This window comes from Streptomonospora nanhaiensis (assembly GCF_026642255.1).
Lineage (GTDB): Bacteria > Actinomycetota > Actinomycetes > Streptosporangiales > Streptosporangiaceae > Nocardiopsis > Nocardiopsis tropica.
On record NZ_CP113264.1, the window covers coordinates 2,061,325 to 2,079,789 of the forward strand.

At 71.7% G+C, this 18,465-nt stretch carries 17 protein-coding genes; 14 read left to right on the top strand and 3 right to left on the bottom strand.

Going from position 1 to position 18,465, the window contains the following annotated elements:
• Positions 1–242: 242 nt before the first annotated feature.
• The 3 genes from uvrA (at position 243) to OUQ99_RS09085 (ending at position 4,530) form a co-directional block, all read left to right on the top strand.
• Complete coding sequence (uvrA, locus tag OUQ99_RS09075; RefSeq protein WP_267948976.1) at positions 243–3,077, top strand: excinuclease ABC subunit UvrA; 2,835 nt, start codon at positions 243–245, stop codon at positions 3,075–3,077.
• Between the two features lie 231 nt (positions 3,078–3,308).
• On the top strand, positions 3,309–4,010 hold the full coding sequence (locus OUQ99_RS09080; protein ID WP_267948977.1) for an RDD family protein: 702 nt from the start codon (positions 3,309–3,311) through the stop codon (positions 4,008–4,010).
• Between the two features lie 133 nt (positions 4,011–4,143).
• Positions 4,144–4,530, top strand: coding sequence for a Rieske (2Fe-2S) protein (locus tag OUQ99_RS09085; protein ID WP_267948978.1), 387 nt, complete (start codon positions 4,144–4,146; stop codon positions 4,528–4,530).
• Positions 4,531–4,625: 95 nt separating this feature from the next.
• On the opposite strand, the gene OUQ99_RS09090 is transcribed toward OUQ99_RS09085, so the two are convergent.
• On the bottom strand, positions 4,626–5,759 hold the full coding sequence (locus tag OUQ99_RS09090) for a mechanosensitive ion channel family protein (protein WP_267948979.1): 1,134 nt from the start codon (positions 5,757–5,759) through the stop codon (positions 4,626–4,628).
• 231 nt (positions 5,760–5,990) lie between these two features.
• Between OUQ99_RS09090 and uvrC the strand changes: the two genes are divergently transcribed.
• The 10 genes from uvrC (at position 5,991) to OUQ99_RS09140 (ending at position 16,259) form a co-directional block, all read left to right on the top strand.
• Positions 5,991–8,018: an excinuclease ABC subunit UvrC gene (gene uvrC, locus OUQ99_RS09095; protein ID WP_267948980.1), complete on the top strand. Its 2,028-nt coding sequence runs from the start codon at positions 5,991–5,993 to the stop codon at positions 8,016–8,018.
• Positions 8,015–8,899: an RNase adapter RapZ gene (gene rapZ / locus OUQ99_RS09100; RefSeq protein WP_267948981.1), complete on the top strand. Its 885-nt coding sequence runs from the start codon at positions 8,015–8,017 to the stop codon at positions 8,897–8,899. The genes uvrC and rapZ overlap by 4 nt, the downstream gene beginning before the upstream one ends.
• A 285-nt stretch (positions 8,900–9,184) precedes the next feature.
• The gene (locus OUQ99_RS09105; protein WP_267948982.1) at positions 9,185–10,159 is read left to right on the top strand and encodes a gluconeogenesis factor YvcK family protein; all 975 of its coding nucleotides are present in this window, start codon (positions 9,185–9,187) and stop codon (positions 10,157–10,159) included.
• A gap of 36 nt (positions 10,160–10,195) precedes the next feature.
• Positions 10,196–10,588, top strand: a complete 393-nt coding sequence (locus OUQ99_RS09110; protein ID WP_267948983.1) for a DUF488 domain-containing protein — start codon at positions 10,196–10,198, stop codon at positions 10,586–10,588.
• A 201-nt stretch (positions 10,589–10,789) separates the two neighbouring features.
• Positions 10,790–11,770, top strand: a complete 981-nt coding sequence (gene whiA / locus OUQ99_RS09115; protein WP_267948984.1) for a DNA-binding protein WhiA — start codon at positions 10,790–10,792, stop codon at positions 11,768–11,770.
• Positions 11,771–12,101: 331 nt separating this feature from the next.
• On the top strand, positions 12,102–13,106 hold the full coding sequence (gene gap / locus OUQ99_RS09120) for a type I glyceraldehyde-3-phosphate dehydrogenase (protein ID WP_267948985.1): 1,005 nt from the start codon (positions 12,102–12,104) through the stop codon (positions 13,104–13,106).
• 136 nt (positions 13,107–13,242) lie between these two features.
• Positions 13,243–14,427, top strand: a complete 1,185-nt coding sequence (locus OUQ99_RS09125) for a phosphoglycerate kinase (protein WP_267948986.1) — start codon at positions 13,243–13,245, stop codon at positions 14,425–14,427.
• A gap of 72 nt (positions 14,428–14,499) precedes the next feature.
• Positions 14,500–15,276 carry a triose-phosphate isomerase gene (gene tpiA / locus OUQ99_RS09130; RefSeq protein WP_267948987.1) on the top strand — a complete coding sequence of 259 codons (777 nt, stop codon included), beginning with the start codon at positions 14,500–14,502 and terminating at the stop codon, positions 15,274–15,276.
• Positions 15,277–15,566: 290 nt separating this feature from the next.
• The gene (secG, locus tag OUQ99_RS09135) at positions 15,567–15,803 is read left to right on the top strand and encodes a preprotein translocase subunit SecG (RefSeq protein WP_267948988.1); all 237 of its coding nucleotides are present in this window, start codon (positions 15,567–15,569) and stop codon (positions 15,801–15,803) included.
• Positions 15,804–15,884: 81 nt separating this feature from the next.
• Positions 15,885–16,259 carry an RNA polymerase-binding protein RbpA gene (locus OUQ99_RS09140; RefSeq protein WP_267948989.1) on the top strand — a complete coding sequence of 125 codons (375 nt, stop codon included), beginning with the start codon at positions 15,885–15,887 and terminating at the stop codon, positions 16,257–16,259.
• Between the two features lie 374 nt (positions 16,260–16,633).
• On the opposite strand, the gene OUQ99_RS09145 is transcribed toward OUQ99_RS09140, so the two are convergent.
• Positions 16,634–16,891: a hypothetical protein gene (locus OUQ99_RS09145; protein WP_267948990.1), complete on the bottom strand. Its 258-nt coding sequence runs from the start codon at positions 16,889–16,891 to the stop codon at positions 16,634–16,636.
• Between the two features lie 133 nt (positions 16,892–17,024).
• Here OUQ99_RS09145 and OUQ99_RS09150 point away from each other — a divergent pair, with 133 nt between their 5' ends.
• The gene (locus tag OUQ99_RS09150; protein ID WP_267948991.1) at positions 17,025–17,705 is read left to right on the top strand and encodes a hypothetical protein; all 681 of its coding nucleotides are present in this window, start codon (positions 17,025–17,027) and stop codon (positions 17,703–17,705) included.
• Here the strand turns inward: OUQ99_RS09150 and OUQ99_RS09155 are convergent.
• A complete protein-coding gene (locus OUQ99_RS09155) occupies positions 17,697–18,458 on the bottom strand; it encodes an IclR family transcriptional regulator (RefSeq protein ID WP_267948992.1) in 762 nt (253 codons plus the stop codon). The genes OUQ99_RS09150 and OUQ99_RS09155 overlap by 9 nt on opposite strands.
• Positions 18,459–18,465: the final 7 nt, after the last annotated feature.

Here is an 18,465-nt window from a genome sequence, read left to right on the forward strand (position 1 = left end):
GCGCGAGCGCCGGGGCACCACCACTTCTCCGTAGTGGAAGAAACCGACGTCGGCGATCGTTAGTCTTGACGGACGGGGAAGGCCGGAGGCCTCCCCGTATCCCCTCACCGGCCCGATTCCGAGGCCGAGGCGGTCGCCTGAGGCCGTTCGCCCGCCACGCCGCGAAGCCACACACGGGTCGCCCGCCGTCATCGGACGCGGTCCGCGCCCCGGTGTGCCTATGCCGAAGGATGTCTCACTCGATGGTCGAACAACTGGTAGTCCGGGGAGCCCGAGAGCACAACCTCAAGGACGTCTCGCTGGACCTTCCGCGTGACTCCATGATCGTGTTCACCGGCCTGTCGGGGTCGGGGAAGTCGTCGCTGGCCTTCGACACGATCTTCGCCGAGGGGCAGCGCCGCTACGTCGAGTCCCTCTCGGCCTACGCGCGCCAGTTCCTCGGCCAGATGGACAAGCCGGACGTGGACTTCATCGAGGGACTGTCCCCGGCGGTGTCCATCGACCAGAAGTCCACCAGCCGCAACCCGCGCTCCACCGTCGGCACCATCACCGAGGTGTACGACTACCTGCGCCTGCTGTGGGCCCGCATCGGCGTGCCGCACTGTCCGGAGTGCCGTCGGGAGATCGCGCGGCAGACGCCGCAGCAGATCGTGGACCGTGTCCTGGAGATGACCGAGGGCACCCGCTTCCAGGTGCTGGCCCCGGTCGTGCGCGGACGCAAGGGCGAGTACACCGAGCTCTTCAAGGACCTGCAGTCCAAGGGCTACACCCGGGCGGTCGTGGACGGCGAGGCGGTGCGCCTGGACGAGGCGCCCAAGCTGGGCCGCTACGACAAGCACGACATCGCCGTGGTCGTGGACCGGCTCTCCGTCAAGGAGGGCGCCCGGGGTCGGCTCAACGACTCCGTCGAGACCGCGCTCAAGCTCGCCGGCGGCACCATCGTCCTGGACTTCGTGGACCTGGACGCCGACGACGCCGAGCGGGAGAAGGTGTTCTCCGAGCACCTCTACTGCCCCTACGACGACCTCTCCTTCGAGCAGCTCGAACCCCGCTCCTTCTCCTTCAACGCCCCCTACGGCGCCTGCCCCGACTGCTCGGGCCTGGGCACCCGCATGGAGGTCGACGCCGAGCTGCTGGTCCCGGACCCGGAGAAGACGCTGGCCGAGGGCGCCATCGGCCCCTGGTCGGGCGGGCCCAACAGCGGCTACTGGGAGCGCATCCTGACCGCGGTCGGCGAGGCCGTCGGGTTCGACCTGGACACCCCGTGGGAGAGGCTGCCGCGCCGCGCGCGCAAGGCGCTCATGGAGGGGCACGACACCCAGGTCCACGTCACCTACCGCAACAGGTACGGGCGCAACCGCTCCTACTACACCGAGTTCGAGGGCGTCATCCCCTGGGTGAAGCGCCGCCACTCCGAGACCGAGAGCGACTACGGTCGCGAGCGGCTGGAGGGGTACATGCGCACCGTGCCCTGCCCCACCTGCGAGGGGACCCGCCTCAAGCCGGTCGTGCTGGCCGTGACGGTGGGCGGCCGGTCCATCGCCGAGGTCGCGCAGATGTCGCTCACCGACAGCGCCGCCTTCCTCGCCGGGCTCACGCTCTCCGACCGCGACGCGGTCATCGCGGCCCAGGTCCTCAAGGAGATCAACGCCCGCCTCGGCTTCCTGCTCGACGTCGGCCTCGACTACCTGAGCCTGGCCCGCTCCTCCGGGTCGCTCTCCGGCGGCGAGGCCCAGCGGATCAGGCTCGCCACGCAGATCGGCTCCGGTCTGGTGGGAGTGCTGTACGTGCTCGACGAGCCGTCCATCGGCCTGCACCAGCGCGACAACGCCCGCCTCCTGGAGACCCTCCAGCGGCTGCGCGACATCGGCAACACGCTGATCGTGGTCGAGCACGACGAGGACACCATCCGCGCCGCCGACTGGGTGGTGGACATCGGCCCCGGCGCGGGCGAGCACGGCGGACACGTCGTGGTGTCCGGCATCGTGGACGAACTCCTCACCTCAGAGACGTCGCTGACCGGCGAGTACCTGTCCGGCCGGCGCGTCATCGCGCTCCCCGAGGGGAGGCGACCCCTCACGAAGGGGCACGAGCTGGTGGTGAAGGGCGCCCGGGAGAACAACCTCCACGGGATCGACGTCGCGTTCCCGCTGGGCGTGTTCACGGCCGTCACGGGCGTGTCCGGTTCGGGCAAGTCCACCCTGGTCAACGAGATCCTGTACAAGGCGCTGGCCAAGGAGCTCAACGGGGCGCGCGACGTGCCCGGCCGGCACGTGCGGGTCAACGGCATGAACAAGGTCGACAAGGTCGTGCACGTCGACCAGAGCCCGATCGGGCGCACCCCGCGCTCCAACCCGGCCACGTACTCCGGGGTCTTCGACCACATCCGCAAACTGTTCGCGCAGACCACCGATGCCAAGACGCGCGGCTACCAGCCCGGCCGGTTCTCCTTCAACGTCAAGGGCGGCCGCTGCGAGGCCTGCGCCGGCGACGGCACGCTCAAGATCGAGATGCAGTTCCTGCCCGACGTCTACGTGCCCTGCGAGGTCTGCCACGGCGCCCGGTACAACCGGGAGACCCTCCAGGTCCACTACAAGGGCAAGAGCATCTCCGAGGTGCTCGAGATGCCCATCTCCGAGGCGCTGGAGTTCTTCGAGCCGATCAACGCCATCCGCCGCCACCTCCAGACCCTGGACGACGTCGGCCTGGGGTACGTCCGGCTCGGGCAGCCCGCCACCACCCTCTCGGGCGGTGAGGCCCAGCGCGTCAAGCTCGCGGCGGAGCTCCAGCGGCGCTCCACCGGCCGGACGGTGTACGTGCTGGACGAGCCGACCACGGGCCTGCACTTCGAGGACATCCGCAAGCTGCTGGGCGTGCTCAACCGGCTGGCGGACACCGGCAACACGGTGATCGTCATCGAGCACAACCTCGACGTCATCAAGACCGCGGACCACGTCATCGACATGGGACCCGAGGGCGGTTCGGGCGGCGGCACGGTGATCGCGGAGGGCACCCCGGAGGAGGTCGCGGCGGTCGCCGAGTCCTACACCGGGCGGTTCCTCGCCAAGCTGCTCTAGCGGTCCGGGGCCGAACGGGCCCGCCCCCGCCGGGTTCGGCGGGGGCGGACCACTCGCCGTCCCGGGCCGGGGCCGGGACGGGACGCCCGGCGCCGGGCGGGCCCCGGAAGGGGCCGGCCACAGCGGATCGGCCCGTTCACGACGGGTGCCGCCGGGTGGGTACAGTCGGGCGTGTCCGTGCGCCACCCTGCCCCGGGCAGCCCCTCGACAGCCAGGAGGTCGGCCACCGCCATGAACGCTCCCCCGCCCGGACCCGAACACGGAGTGCGGCCGGAGGGCCGCCAGGAGCCGCCCCACGACCGGGCGTACGGGCACGCCCCCGCGGACCCGGCCGAGACCACCGTGCCCGCCGCCGGGCACGCGGCCCCCTCCGCCCCTCCCGGGCCCGAGCGGCTGTACCCGCTGGCGGGCTGGCGGACCCGGGTCCTGGCCAGGCTCATCGACCTCGTCCTGGTCGCCCTGCCCGCGCTGCTCGTCGGACTCGTCGTGACGCTGGCCTGGGTCGGGGTCCAGCAGGTCTCCAACGGGTCGACGCAGGGCATCGAGGACCGGTACCCGGTCTTCCTGTCGGTGGTCTGGTTCGCGTTCTACACCGGCTACGAGACCTTCGCCCTCACCCGCCGGCACCAGACCCTGGGCAAGCGCAGGCTGGGGCTGAAGGTGGCGCCGGTGGAGGGCACCGGCAGCCTGGGCGCCGTGCGCATCACCGCCCTGGTCGTGCGCGCCGCGCTGCTGGCGCTGCCCTTCCTGTTCGTGTACCTGCTGTTCTTCGCCCTCGGCTGGCTCTGGTGGCTGCTGGTCGCCGTCATGGCGGTGCTCACCGGCGGCATGGCCGCCTGGAACAGGCCCAACCGGCAGGGCCTGCACGACAGGATCGCGGGGACCGTGGTGCTCGACGTCGCCGACCCGCAGGCGCACCCCCCGGCCCCGTAGCCCCGGCCGGAGGAGCTTCCCGAGGGGCCCCGGCGCAGGGCACCCCTCCATGCCTACTACATTGTGTAGTGATATTTCCGCGCAGGTGAGGGAGCGTTCGGTCGTGGCCGGTAAGAGGACGTGCGGGTGCGGGGTGAGCAGGCGGAGCCTGCTCGGAACGGCGGGCGCGGCGGCGGCCGTCACGGCCGTGAGCGCCTGCGGCGGGGAACCGCCCCGTCCGCAGGACGTCCGGCGCGGCCAGGTGGTCGGCCAGACCACCGACGTCCCCGAGGGGGCGGGCGCGGTCTTCCACCACAGCAAGCTGGTGGTGACCCAGCCGGAGAAGGACGACTACCGGGCGTTCAGCGCCTCCTGCACGCACGGGGGCTGCACCGTCCAGGAGGTCGACGACGTCATCCGGTGCCTGTGCCACGGGAGCGAGTTCGACATCTCGACGGGCGAGGTGGTCACCGGTCCGGCGCAGGAGCCGCTGGAGGGGTTCACCGTCACGATCGACGGCGAGGACATCATCCTGGACTGACCAGGAGCGCCCCCGGGGCCCGGCCCCGGGACGGATCGGTCCCGCACGCACGACGGCGCCCGGAGCGCGGGGCCCCGGGCGCCGTTCGCGTCGGATCAGCTCTCCCCGGGGTCTCCTCCGGGAGGGCCGGTGACGCCGTTCGGCTCCCGGCGGCGGAACGCCGAGGTGGGGAACTGCGTGGCGTACGAGGCGTCGTCGTCCCCCGAGACGAACTCGGTGCGGCTGCGCGGCAGCGACTCGGGGTAGTGCGCGACCAGCCACCCGATCAGGTGCTCGCGGATCTCGCAGGCGATGTCCCACTGGGTCCCGGTGTCGGCGGCGGTCGCGACCACCCGCACGATCACCTCGCCCGTCTGGGTGACGTCGACGACCTGGCACGACCAGCTGCGCCCGTCCCAGTTGGAGCTGGAGGTGATCAGGCGGCCGGCCTCCTCGCGCAGCTCCGCGATCGGGACCTCCCAGTCCAGGGGGAGCATGACCTTCGCGGTGATCGCCGTGCCCTGCTTGGTCCAGTTCTCGAAGCTGGTCGTGGTGAAGTTCGCGACCGGCACGACCAGGCGGCGCTCGTCCCAGATCTTGATGGTGACGTTGACCAGGCTCAGCTCCTCGACGCGCCCCCACTCGCCCTCGACCACGACCACGTCGCCGATGCGCAGCGCGTCGCTGAAGGCCAGCTGGAGCCCGGCGAACAGGTTGCTCAGGGTCGACTGGGCCGCGACACCGGCGACGATGCCGATGATGCCCGCGGAGGCCAGCAGCCCGGCGCCGAGCGCCCGCACGGAGTCGAACGTGAACAGTATCGACGCGATGGCCAGGACCACGATGATCGACGTGATGACCCGGCGCAGCAGCCGCACCTGGGTCTGGAGGCGCCGGGCCTTGCGGTCGGCGTCGCCGTTGGCGACCGACAGCCGGGCGAGGACCATGTCGGTGACGGCGTGCGCCAGGCTGATGCCCAGCGCCGTCAGCGACCCGATCATGAGGATCTGCATCGCGTGCTCGATGACCTGGTACGTGCTCCAGGGCACGTCCTGCCGCTCGGGCAGCGCGAGGTTGGCGCCGACCACCGCGGCCGCCGTGTAGCCGGAGACGCGCGTGCGCGCGACCACGTAGTCCGCGACGCGCCAGGCCTTGGCCAGCTTGTTCTTGAGCACCCATCTGATGGCGAACACCAGCAGCAGAGCGAGCGTGACGGCGATGCCGATCGCGATCCATTGGGAGGGGTCCACGACGAGGGTCCTCCTTGTCGTTCATGTCCGGAAGTTCGTCTGTACCCGCCCAACCTAGACCATGCAGATGCGCAATCGTGACGTTTGCATGACCATGGGGTGCGCCCGCACGCGAGGGCCCCTCCGCCACCGGGGCGCCGCAGCCCCCGGCGGCCGGCGTGAGCCCCGCCACGGCGGCCCCGGGCGGGCCGCGAGTGGCCGTCTGTCCCTCCGACCTACCAGAATGGGGTCATGGCTGTGACTCCTCACCTGCGTCCCGCACCCGGATCCATTCCGACCTCGCCGGGCGTCTACCGGTTCAGGGACGCGTCGGGGCAGGTCATCTACGTCGGCAAGGCCAAGAGCCTCCGGTCCCGCCTCTCCTCCTACTTCCGGGACTTCGCGGGGCTGCACCCGCGCACCCAGCAGATGGTCTCCACCGCGGCCGACGTCGACTGGACGATCGTCGGGACCGAGGTCGAGGCGCTCCAGCTGGAGTACTCCTGGATCAAGCAGTACAACCCCCGGTTCAACGTCAAGTACCGCGACGACAAGAGCTACCCCTACCTGGCGGTGACCCTCAACGAGGAGTTCCCCCGCGTCCAGGTCATGCGCGGCGCCAAGCGCAAGGGGGTGCGCTACTTCGGCCCCTACTCCCACGCCTGGGCCATCCGCGAGACGGTCGACCTGCTGCTGCGGGTCTTCCCGGTGCGCACCTGCTCGGCGGGGGTGTTCCGCGGCGCGCGCAACAGCGGCCGCCCGTGCCTGCTCGGCTACATCGGCAAGTGCGTCGCGCCGTGCGTGGGAAAGGCCACCCCGGAGGAGCACCGCGAGCTCGCCGACGACTTCTGCTCCTTCCTGGCCGGGGACACCGGGCGGTTCATCCGCGAGCTGGAGTCGCGGATGAGGGAGGCCGCCGGGGAGATGGAGTACGAGCGCGCCGCGCGCATCCGCGACGACATCGAGGCCCTGCGCGCCGCCCTGGAGAAGCAGGCCGTCGTCCTGCCCGACTCCACCGACTGCGACGTCATCGCCATGGCCGACGACCCGCTGGAGGCGGCGGCGCAGATCTTCCACGTGCGCGGCGGCCGTATCCGCGGACAGCGCGGCTACGTGGTGGACAAGGTCACCGACGCCGGCCCCGCCGAGCTCATGCGGACGTTCCTGGGCCAGCTCTACGGGGCGGCCGAGGGCACGGACGAGAGCGCGGGCACCGGCACCGCCGTGCCGCGCGAGGTCCTGGTCTCGCACGAGCCCGCCGACCCCGAGGCGCTGGCCGCCTGGCTCTCCGGGCACCGGGGCTCCGCCGTCGACCTGCGGGTGCCGCAGAGGGGGGACAAGAAGTCCCTCATGGAGACGGTCGAGAAGAACGCGAGGGAGGCGCTCGCCCGGCACAAGACCCACCGGGCGGGGGACCTGAGCACGCGCAGCCGCGCCCTCAACGAGATCCAGGAGGCCCTCGACCTCGCCGAGGCCCCGCTGCGCATCGAGTGCTACGACATCTCCAACCTCCAGGGGGAGCACGTGGTCGCCTCCATGGTGGTGTTCGAGGACGGGCTGGCGCGCAAGTCGGAGTACCGCCGCTTCTCCATCCGCGGCAGCGGGGAGGGCGACCGCGAGCAGCACGACGTCGCCGCCATGTACGAGGTCGTCAGGCGGCGGTTCCGCCGCTACCTGGAGGAGAGCTCCAGGAGCGGCGAGGTCGCCCGGATGGGCGAGACCGGCGACCCCGGTGGTCACCGGACCGACGACGAACCGTCACCCGGGAAGTTCGCCTACCCGCCTAACCTGGTGGTGGTGGACGGAGCCAGGCCCCAGGCCGAGGCGGCGCGCCGCGCGCTGGACGAGCTCGGCATCGAGGACGTCGCCGTCTGCGGCCTGGCCAAGCGCCTGGAGGAGGTGTGGCTGCCCGGAGACGAGGACCCGGTGATCCTGCCGCGCACCGGGGAGGGCCTGTACCTGCTCCAGCGGCTGCGCGACGAGGCGCACCGCTTCGCCATCGCCTACCACCGGCAGAAGCGGGCCAAGGCCCTGACCGGCAGCAGCCTGGACGAGCTCCCCGGGCTGGGCCCGGCGCGAAGGTCCGCCCTGATCAAGGAGTTCGGCTCGGTGAAGAGACTTGCCTCGGCCTCGGCCGAGGAGATCGCGAACGTGCCCGGCATCGGCCCCAAGCTGGCCGAGACCGTGCACGCGCACCTGTCCGGCGGCCCCGCCGGACGGGGCGGGGAGGGTGACGGGGCCTCAGCAGGAGACACCACTGACGGGGAAGGAGACACATGACGGTCGAACTGGGCGGGGAGCTACCGCCCGAGGTGGTCATCGTCACCGGGATGTCCGGTGCGGGCCGCAGCACGGCGGCCAGGGCCCTGGAGGACCTGGACTGGTTCGTGGTGGACAACCTGCCACCGGGCCTTCTGCCCACGATGATCGAGCTGGCCGGCCGCACGCACGGGGCGGTCCCCCGGGTCGCGGTGGTCGTGGACGTGCGCTCACTGGCCTTCACCGAGGACCTGCTGTCCACGGTGGAGGAGCTGCGCAAGCGCGACATCGTCGCACGGGTGCTCTACCTGGAGGCGGGGGACGACGCCCTGGTCCGCCGCTTCGAGGGGGTGCGCAGGCCGCACCCGCTCCAGGGAGACGGCCGCCTGACCGACGGCATCGCGCGCGAGCGCGAGACGCTGCTCGCCGTCCGCGGCGAGGCGGACCTGGTCATCGACACCTCTCAGCTCAACGTGCACCAGCTCAAGGCACGGGTGATCGGCTTCTTCGGGGAGAGCGACGAGTCCCGGCCGCGCGCCAACGTGGTCTCCTTCGGCTTCAAGCACGGGCTCCCCGTCGACGCCGACCTCGTCCTCGACTGCCGTTTCCTCCCCAACCCCCACTGGGTGCCGGAGCTCAGGCCCATGAACGGCCGCGACGCGCCGGTGAGCGACTACGTGCTGTCCCAGGACGGGGCCAAGGAGATGCTGGAGGCGTACTCGGAGGTCCTCAGGCTGACCATCGCCGGATACCAGCGCGAGGGCAAGCACTACATGACCCTCGCGGTGGGCTGTACCGGCGGCAAGCACCGGAGCGTGGCCATGGCCGAGCAGTTCGCCGACCGGCTGCGCGGACAGGGGGTCGACGTGCACGTCGTGCACCGCGACGTGGGCCGGGAGTAGGGGAGGGGATGCGCGCGGGGACGTCCGGCCGGCCGTCCCCGCGCCGACGGGGGGCGCCGGCACGGCCGAACCGGGCCGGTCGCGCGCCCGGGGGAGGCAGGGCGGGTCAACCGAATCGCCAAGAGGGGCGTCTTCCCCTAGATTGGCCCGGTCACCGCTGGTGCCGTTCCCCGCGCGGACGGGGCGCCGGCGGACCGGGGGCGTGTGCCGACCTGCTGCCCGCCGTCCTCGGCGGCACGGTCCGGCGCGTCCGCTGCAGTCGGGACGAGGGGGCAGGCCACAGCCATGGCGAGAAGCACCGGGCCGGACGGGGACGGGCCGCGCCCACCCCGGGTGGTCGCGCTGGGCGGGGGGCACGGGCTGCACGCCTCCCTCTCCGCGCTGCGAAGGGTGACCACCGACGTGACGGCGGTCGTCACGGTCGCCGACGACGGTGGTTCCAGCGGTCGGCTCCGGCAGGAGCTGGGGGTCCTCCCGCCCGGTGACCTGCGCATGGCGCTCGCCGCCCTGTGCGGGGACGACGAGTGGGGCCACACCTGGAGCCAGGTGCTCCAGCACCGGTTCAGCTCGGAGGGCGAGCTGCACGGCCACGCCGTCGGCAACCTGCTCATCGTGGCCCTGTGGGAACTCCTGGGCGACTCCGTCGCCGGACTGGACTGGGTCGGGCAGCTGCTCGGCGCCCACGGCAGGGTCCTGCCGATGTCCTCGGTCCCGCTGGAGATCGCCGCCGAGGTCTCGGGCCTGGACCCGGAGCGGCCCGACGCGCTGACGACGGTGCGCGGGCAGGTGGCGTGCGCCAGCACCAGCGGCCGGGTGCGCTCCGTCTCCCTGATCCCCGAGGCCCCGCCCGCGAGCCCGCAGGCCGTCAAGGCGGTGCGCGAGGCCGACTGGATCGTGTTCGGCCCCGGGTCCTGGTTCACGAGCGTGCTCCCGCACCTGCTGGTCCCCGATCTGGCCCACGCGCTGGTCACCACCCGGGCCCGGCGGCTGGTGACCCTCAACCTGTCCCCGCAGAGGGGCGAGACCGACGACTTCCGGCCCGAGACCTACCTGGAGGTCCTGCGCGAGCACGCCCCCAAGCTGGGGGTGGACGTGGTGCTGGCCGACCGCGGCACCGTCGACGACGCGGCGCCGCTGCGGGCGGTCACGCGTGAGCTGGGCGGACGCCTGGAACTGGACGACCTGTCGCACTCCGACGGCAGCCCCCGCCACGACGCCGAGCTGCTGGCGGCGGCCTTCGAGCGGATCCTGGTCGACTGACGTTCCTCCGGCCGCCGTCCGGGGAAGACCGGCGTCATGGCCGATCGGAACGTGTACCTGGAGCGCGTCTACGACGAGGTGCGGGACCGGGGCGGCGGGAAGCCTCCGGGAGCCCGCTTCCTCGTGGACCGGCTGTGGCCGCGCGGGGTGAGCAAGGCCTCCATGGAGGGCGTCCGCTGGGTCGGGGAGGCGGCTCCGAGCAGTGAGCTGCGCGCCTGGTTCGGCCACGACCCGGAGCGCTTCCGCGAGTTCGCCGAGCGCTACCGGACGGAGCTGGACTCGCGCCCCGACGCGCTGTCGCCGATCCTCGACGCCGCCCGCCGGGGGCCGGTCACCCTCCTGTACGCCGCGAAGGACGGGGAGCACAACCACGCCGTCGTCCTTCGCGACCGCCTGGAGGAGCTCCTACCGGGGGCGGGGGGCAATTGACCCCACACCGGCACGAAGGCCGACAGCGCCCCGGCGGGGAGGGAGGGTGCGGGGGCGACACGCCGTCCGGGGGTCGGCACCGAGCGTCCCGTAACGTAGTCTGCCTCGGAGAAAGTCCCCGGCGGCCAGCCCGCGGGGACGCATCCCCGGTACCGGGCGCGCGGTGCCGGTTCGGGCTGTTCCAAGGGGAGGATCGCAGCGATGGCGATGACCGGCGTGGTGAAGGATGAGTTGAGCCGTCTGGCCATTCTCAAGCCATGCTGCCGCAAGGCGGAGGTGTCCACCATCCTGCGTTTCACCGGGGGACTGCACCTGGTGGGCGGGCGGATCGTGATCGAGGCCGAGCTCGACACCGGTGCGGCCGCGCGGCGTCTGCGCAAGGACATCTCGGAGGTGTTCGGACACGAGTCCGAGGTGGTCGTGCTCTCCCCGAGCGGGTTGCGCAAGGGCAACCGGTACGTGGTGCGGGTGATCAAGGACGGCGAGTCCCTGGCCCGGCAGACGGGCCTGGTGGACAACAACGGCCGCCCGGTGCGGGGCCTGCCCCGGCACGTGGTGGCGGGAGGGGCCTGCGACTCCGAGTCGGCGTGGCGGGGCGCGTTCATCGCGCACGGCTCCCTGACCGAGCCGGGCAGGTCGATGTCCCTGGAGGTCACCTGCCCCGGGCCGGAGGCCGCGCTGGCGCTGGTCGGCGCCGCCCGCCGCCTCAAGGTGCACGCCAAGGCGCGGGAGGTGCGCGGCGTCGACCGCGTGGTGGTCCGCGACGGCGACTCCATCGGCGCCCTCCTGACCCTGCTGGGCGCGCACCAGAGCGTGCTGGCGTGGGAGGAGCGCCGGATGAGGCGGGAGGTGCGGGCGACCGCGAACCGCCTGGCCAACTTCGACGACGCCAACCTGCGGCGCAGCGCGCGTGCGGCGGTCGCGGCCGGGGCGCGCGTGGAGCGGGCCCTGGAGATCCTGGGGGACGAGGCGCCCAAGCACCTCGTCGCGGCGGGCCAGCTGCGCCTGGCGCACAAGCAGGCGTCGCTGGAGGAGCTGGGCCAGCTGTCCGTCCCGCCGCTGACCAAGGACGCCATCGCCGGCCGCATCCGCAGGCTCCTCGCGATGGCCGACAAGCGGGCGAGCGACCTGGGCATCGAGGGGACCGAGGCCAACCTCACTCCGGACATGCTCGTCCCCTGAGCCCCGGGAGGGCAGGGGAGGGGCGGCAACAGGGCCGCAATGCGGATGTTCGGCTTTGTTAACTGGGAAAACTCCCGGATAACTTCCGAAAATGGTATAGACCTCTTAGCTTTGCGATGTCAGGATGGTCGCGAACCCGCGAGGGGTGGCGGGTCGCTGGACGCGGGGTCGGAACGGCTCCCCGTCGACATTCCGCTAGGCTCTTTGTGAACACCTGTTACGCGTTCACGCTGTTCAACACGGTTGGGTCGGGCTGTACCAGTCCGGTTTCCCCGGGAGTGTGCGAACGCGCGGGTGAAACTGATGTGCGACATATGAGGAGATTGGTTCCGTGACCATCCGTGTAGGCGTCAACGGCTTCGGTCGGATCGGCCGCAACTTCTGGCGCGCGGTCGCCGCCGGCGGCAGCGACATCGAAATCGTCGCGGTCAACGACCTCACCGACACCAAGACGCTCGCGCACCTGCTCAAGTACGACACCGTGCTCGGCACCCTCGACGGCGACGTCGAGGTCGGTGACGACTTCATCCGCGTCGGCGACAAGAACATCAAGGTCCTCGCCGAGCGCGACCCGGCCCAGCTGCCCTGGTCCGACCTCGGCGTGGACGTCGTCATCGAGTCCACCGGCCGCTTCACCAAGGCCGAGGACGCCAAGAAGCACATCGCCGCGGGCGCCAAGAAGGTCATCATCTCCGCGCCCGCCAAGGGCGAGGACCTGACCGTCGTGATGGGCGTCAACGACGACAAGTACGACCCCGCGAGCCACCACGTCATCTCCAACGCCTCCTGCACCACCAACTGCGTGGCGCCCATGGCGAAGGTGCTCCTGGACAGCTTCGGCATCGTCCAGGGCCTGATGACCACGGTGCACGCGTACACCAACGACCAGGTCATCCTGGACTTCCCGCACTCGGACCTGCGTCGTGCCCGCGCGGCCGCGCAGAACATCATCCCGACGACCACCGGCGCCGCCAAGGCCACCGCCCTGGTCATCCCCGAGCTCGCGGGCAAGCTCGACGGCATGGCCATGCGCGTCCCCGTCCCGGACGGCTCCGCCACCGACCTGGTCGTCACCCTGGAGCGCCCGGCCACCAAGGACGAGGTCAACGCCGCGTTCAAGGCCGCGGCCGAGGGCCCGCTCAAGGACGTCCTGGTCTACACCGAGGACGAGATCGTCTCGTCCGACATCGTCGGCACCCCGCCCTCCTGCACCTTCGACTCGAAGATGACGATGGTCGCGGGCAACCAGGTCAAGATCCTCGGCTGGTACGACAACGAGTGGGGTTACTCCAACCGCCTCGCCGACCTGGCCAAGCTGGTCGGCTCCAGCCTGTAACGCCTCGGCCCCCTGGCCACCGGCGCGTGAGACGGCACCCCTTCGCCCGCAGTGCGCGCGGAGGGGTGCCGTCGTGAGCACCCCCCGGCCGTACCGTCCGGGACAGAGCAGACCACACCCCAACGAGGAGACCAGCATGCGGACGATCGACGACCTCGACGTCTCCGGCAAGCGCGTGTTCGTCCGGGCCGACCTGAACGTGCCCCTGGACGGAGAACGCATCACCGACGACGGTCGCATCCGCGCGGCCCTGCCGACCATCGTCAAGCTCCGTGAGCGCGGCGCCCGCGTCATCGTCGCCGCGCACCTGGGCCGCCCCAAGGGCGCCCCGGACCCCCGCTACTCCCTGCGGCCCGTCGCCGCCCGGCTGGGCGAGCTGCTGGGCGCCGAGGTGGCCTTCGCCGCCGACACCGCGGGCGAGTCCGCCCGGGCGACCGCCGCCTCCCTCGGGGACGGTCAGGTCGCGCTGCTGGAGAACGTGCGCTTCGAGCCCGGGGAGACCAGCAAGGACGACGCGGAGCGGGGTGAGCTCGCCGACCGCTTCGCCGAGCTCGCCGAGCTGTACGTCGGCGACGCCTTCGGCGCCGTGCACCGCAAGCACGCCAGCGTCTACGACCTCCCCGGCAAGCTCCCGCACGCCGTCGGCGGGCTCGTCCTGACCGAGGTCGAGGTCCTGCGCACGCTCACCGCCGACCCCCGGCGCCCCTACGCGGTGGTCCTGGGCGGCTCCAAGGTCTCCGACAAGCTCGGCGTCATCGACAACCTGCTGGGCACCGCGGACCGCATCCTCATCGGCGGCGGCATGGTGTTCACGTTCCTCAAGGCCAAGGGCTACGAGGTCGGCTCCAGCCTGCTGGAGGCCGACCAGCTCGACACCGTGCGCGGCTACCTGGAGCGCGCCGAGCGCGAGGGCGTGGAGATCGTCCTGCCCGTCGACGTCGTCGCGGCCGAGAAGTTCGCCGCCGACGCCCCGCACGCCCCGGTCGACGTCGAGGCCATCCCGGCAGACCGGATGGGCCTGGACATCGGCCCGAGGAGCCAGGAGCTCTTCGCCGGGAAGCTGGCCGACGCCAGGACCGTGTTCTGGAACGGCCCGATGGGCGTCTTCGAGATGGAGCCGTACGCGGGAGGCACCCGTGCCCTGGCCCGGGCCCTGGTCGACTCGGACGCGTTCACCGTGGTCGGCGGCGGGGACTCCGCCGCGGCAGTGCGCGCGCTGGGCTTCGACGAGGAGGCCTTCGGCCACATCTCCACCGGCGGGGGCGCCAGCCTGGAGTACCTGGAGGGCAAGGACCTGCCGGGCATCGACGCCCTCCGGTAGGACCGCGCCCCCGGAAGGCCGACGCACACGGTCGGCCACCGACCCGATCCCTCCCAGACAGGAAGTACGAACATGGCCAAGCGCCTGCCGCTCATCGCGGGCAACTGGAAGATGAACAACAACCACCTGGAGGCCATCGCGCTCGTCCAGAAGCTGGCGTTCGGGCTGAACGACAAGGACTACGACAACGCCGAGGTCGTCGTCCTGCCGCCGTTCACCGACCTGCGCAGCGTCCAGACGCTGGTCGACGGCGACAAGCTCAAGATCGGCTACGGCGCACAGGACATCTCCGCGCAGGACAAGGGCGCCTACACCGGTGAGATCTCCGGCGCCATGCTCGCCAAGCTCGACTGCTCCTACGTGCTGGTGGGCCACTCCGAGCGCCGCGAGTACCACAACGAGGACGAGGCCCTGGTCAACGCCAAGGTGAAGGCGGCCTACAGGCACGGCATCGTGCCGATCCTGTGCGTCGGGGAGGGCCTGGAGGTCCGCAAGGCGGGACAGCAGGTCGAGCACGTCCTGGCCCAGCTGGACGGCGCCCTCAAGGAGGTCACGGCCGAGCAGGCCGAGCGGATCGTGGTCGCCTACGAGCCCGTGTGGGCCATCGGCACCGGAGAGGTCGCCACCCCCGGGGACGCCCAGGAGGTGTGCGCGGCGATCCGCGCCCGCCTGGCCGAGCTCTACTCGCCCGAGGTCGCGGACGCGGTGCGCGTGCTCTACGGCGGCTCGGTCAAGGGCGACAACGCCCCCGGCATCATGGCCGAGGACGACGTCGACGGCGCCCTGGTCGGCGGCGCGTGCCTCAAGGCGGACGAGTTCGTCAAGGTGATCCGCTTCGGCGAGAAGTAGTCCCCGGACCTCTCGTCCCGTCCCGCCCGTCACCCTTCGATGTCGAACGGTGACGGGCGGAGTGCCCGACAGGTCCGCCGGTCGGGCTAGACTTCGCTGTGGGGTTCTCCGTGCCTCGCGGTTTCCCCACCCGTGCCGCCAAGGCACGGTAAAATCCGAAATTGTCCCCGGTCTCCTCCTTCCCCTTCTCCGTACAGGCCCGGTGCCGCGGCGCCGCCGCCGGTACGGGCGGGAAATGGGGGATCGAGGTTTCCATCCCCCCGCTGCGGGGTCGAGCTACGGGTGAGCGTGTGATCCTCGGTCTGTCCATCTTCGTGATGCTTCTCAGCGTGCTGTTGGTCCTCCTGGTGCTCATGCACAAGGGCAAGGGCGGCGGCCTCTCCGACATGTTCGGCGGTGGCGTCACGTCCTCGCTCGGCGGATCCTCGGTGGTCGAACGCAACCTGGACCGGATGACCATCGTCATCGCGGTGGCGTGGATCCTCTCGATCGTCGTTCTCGGCCTGCTGATCAACCGGGGCATGTGACCCGCGAGCCGCGGGGCGCCCCCAGTCCACAGTCAAGCTCGCCCGATCATCCGGTGGGCCAGTTCGCTGAAGGAGTTTTTCGTGGGTAGTGGCAGTGCCATCCGTGGCAGCCGTGTCGGAGCCGGCCCCATGGGCGAGGCGGAGCGGGGCGAGGCAGCCCCGCGCGTGCGGGTTCCGTTCTACTGCGCGAACCTGCACGAGGTCGTGCCCAGTTTCGCGAGCGAAGCTCTGGTTCCCGACGAGTGGGACTGCCCGCGCTGCGGCTTCCCCGCGGGCAAGGACAAGGCGAACCCCCCCTCCCCGCCGCGCACCGAGCCCTACAAGACCCACCTGGCGTACGTGAAGGAGCGCCGCAGCGAGGAGGAGGGCAAGCTCATCCTGAACGAGGCCCTCGCCAAGCTGCGTGCCGACCGCGCCGCGGTCGAGGCCCACATGAGGGCCGCCGCACAGAACTAGGCCGGGGTCCCGAAGACCTCGCGGAAGGGGTCCGTCGCCGTCGCGACGGGCCCCTTCCCGCGTTCGCGGCCGCCGCGGCGCTCGTGGTCGGCCCTTCCCGCCCGGAAGGCCTTTGTCGTCACGGAGCGTGTGCGATTAAAATCGGAGAGTGGCGAAATTCGGGCCAGGTCGACTGAAAACCCTCCTTAGACATGAAGAAGGGAACAACTCTCTCATTCTCGGGACTGATGTGGCTGGTGGGACATAGGGTGATCGCCACGCACACCCCCGAAGCCCCTTGAGGAGATGGTGTCGATGTCAGCGTGTCCTACCGGTGGGGACCACGACTGGATTCTCGGCGACGACCGCAAGTTCCAGTGCGCCAAGTGCGGGGCTCAGAGCGCCCGGCGGTTCTGAGCCCCGGGACCGGGCTGCACGGTTCCGCGTCCGGCGAGCTCGCCCTTCTCCACGGCACGCCAGGTCACCGGCTCTCCCAGGGTCTCGGCCACCCCCTTGGCCCAGCGCTCCAGGGGAGCGAACTGCTCCGGCCCCTCCGGAAGCACGGTGCGGCCCTGGTAGGGCATGCCGTCGAGGACGATGACCTCGCCGTTGAGCCGCAGCTCGGTCTCGTACTCGTTCGCGTTGGGCCTCATGGACCGGACTCTAGTGGGCTGCCGCCCCGGCCGCCCGGACTTTGGCGGGATTGGCCGGGCGCGGCCACCGCCGGGCCCGTTCCAGGGGGTTCCGCCGCACGGAGCACCCGAAAGAGTTGGAAGAATGGGGGGTATGGCCTCCCCCGAAAACGCGGACGTGCCCCCTGCGGTGCGGGGCATCCCCTCGGACCTGACCCAGCCCCCCGGCGGTGTCTCGCACCTGCGCCGGTACGTCAGCCTGCGCGGCCCCAACACGCGGATGTGGATGACCGCCGCGTACTTCTCGGGCGCCCTCACCCTGGGCTTCCTGGTCGTCCTGGGCTCCATGGTCTGGCACGTGCTGCGCGAGGAGTCCACCGTCGGCTCGGTCTCGCTGTGGGCGGTGGCGGGCCTGACCATGCTCTTCGTCGGGCCGGGGAGCAACCTCCTCCTGGTGCGGGGACTGCCCCAGCGCATCACCCGCCAGGGCATCAGCGCCGACAGCGACGGCGTCACGGTCCTCCAGGAGCGCAAGTGGTGGTTCCCGGGAGAGGGGACGTTCATCGCGTGGCCCGAGATCCGCCGCGTCCGCGAGGTGCACACGGGCGGGCGCCGGCTGACGTACTTCATCGAGTTCGTGCTCGACACCCACCGCACCGGGACCGAACTGCCGAGCTGGGCGGAGACCGCCGAGAGCCTCGGGCTGGACCCGGTGGACGCGCCCACGCAGTTCTACGTGCAGGTGCCCAAGGAGCACAAGGAGAGGATCCTGCGGATGGTGGAGCGCACCGCACCGCTGCCCTCGGTCGTGGAGCGGACACCGCCGCTACGGTGAGGCGCGCCCGTCCAGCCGCCGGGTCAGCTCCGCGGCGGCGTCGCGCGCCCTCCCGGCGAGCGCCTGCGGGGTCACCGGTCGCGCGCTCGGGACCGTCAGGCTGATCGCCGCGGCGGGGTGGCCGTTGTGGTCCGAGGCCGCCGCCGCCACCGACACGAACCCCTCGGTGACCTGGCCGTCCTCGATGGACCAGCCCTGGCGCCGCTCCTCCTCCAGGAGCCGCCGCAGCTCCCCGGGGGTGGTCGGCCCGCGCCCGGTGCGGTCGGTGAACGCCGCCGCGTCGGGGTACAGGGCACGCACCTGCGCGCGGGGCAGGCGCGCCAGCATCGCCCGCCCCGACGCGGTCAGGTGCGCGGGCAGGCGCACCCCCACCCCGGTGATCAGCGGCGCGGCGTGCGGCGGCTGCTCCTTGAGCAGGTACAGGGTGTCGGCCCCGTGCAGCACGCCCAGGTGGGCGGTCGCGCCGGTGCTCTCGGTGAGCTGGTGCAGCAGGGGGCGGGCCAGCCGTTCCACGCCGTCGTGGCGCAGATAGGCGGAGCCGATCTCGAACGCCGCCACGCCGAGGCCCCAGCGGCGCTCCTCCGGAAGGTGGGTCACGAACCCCTCCTCCGCCATGGCCTCCAGCAGCTGGTAGACGCTGGAGCGGGGGAGGTCGAGCCCGGCGGCGATGGCCGAGGCGGACACCGGACCGGGGCGCGCCGCCAGGAACCGGAGCAGCCGCAGGGCCCGTGTCGCGGCCGGAACGAGGCTCATGCGTCGA

Excerpts from the sequence above, each read along its gene's own strand:
- OUQ99_RS09150 (WP_267948991.1), top strand. The coding sequence starts at position 17,025 with ATGGCCTCCCCCGAAAACGCGGACGTGCCCCCTGCGGTGCGGGGCATC.
- OUQ99_RS09105 (WP_267948982.1), top strand. The coding sequence starts at position 9,185 with ATGGCGAGAAGCACCGGGCCGGACGGGGACGGGCCGCGCCCACCCCGG.
- tpiA (WP_267948987.1), top strand. The coding sequence starts at position 14,500 with ATGGCCAAGCGCCTGCCGCTCATCGCGGGCAACTGGAAGATGAACAAC.
- uvrA (WP_267948976.1), top strand. The coding sequence starts at position 243 with ATGGTCGAACAACTGGTAGTCCGGGGAGCCCGAGAGCACAACCTCAAG.
- uvrC (WP_267948980.1), top strand. The coding sequence starts at position 5,991 with ATGGCTGTGACTCCTCACCTGCGTCCCGCACCCGGATCCATTCCGACC.
- OUQ99_RS09080 (WP_267948977.1), top strand. The coding sequence starts at position 3,309 with ATGAACGCTCCCCCGCCCGGACCCGAACACGGAGTGCGGCCGGAGGGC.
- OUQ99_RS09110 (WP_267948983.1), top strand. The coding sequence starts at position 10,196 with ATGGCCGATCGGAACGTGTACCTGGAGCGCGTCTACGACGAGGTGCGG.
- OUQ99_RS09125 (WP_267948986.1), top strand. The coding sequence starts at position 13,243 with ATGCGGACGATCGACGACCTCGACGTCTCCGGCAAGCGCGTGTTCGTC.
- whiA (WP_267948984.1), top strand. The coding sequence starts at position 10,790 with ATGGCGATGACCGGCGTGGTGAAGGATGAGTTGAGCCGTCTGGCCATT.
- rapZ (WP_267948981.1), top strand. The coding sequence starts at position 8,015 with ATGACGGTCGAACTGGGCGGGGAGCTACCGCCCGAGGTGGTCATCGTC.
- OUQ99_RS09145 (WP_267948990.1), bottom strand. The coding sequence starts at position 16,891 with ATGAGGCCCAACGCGAACGAGTACGAGACCGAGCTGCGGCTCAACGGC.
- OUQ99_RS09155 (WP_267948992.1), bottom strand. The coding sequence starts at position 18,458 with ATGAGCCTCGTTCCGGCCGCGACACGGGCCCTGCGGCTGCTCCGGTTC.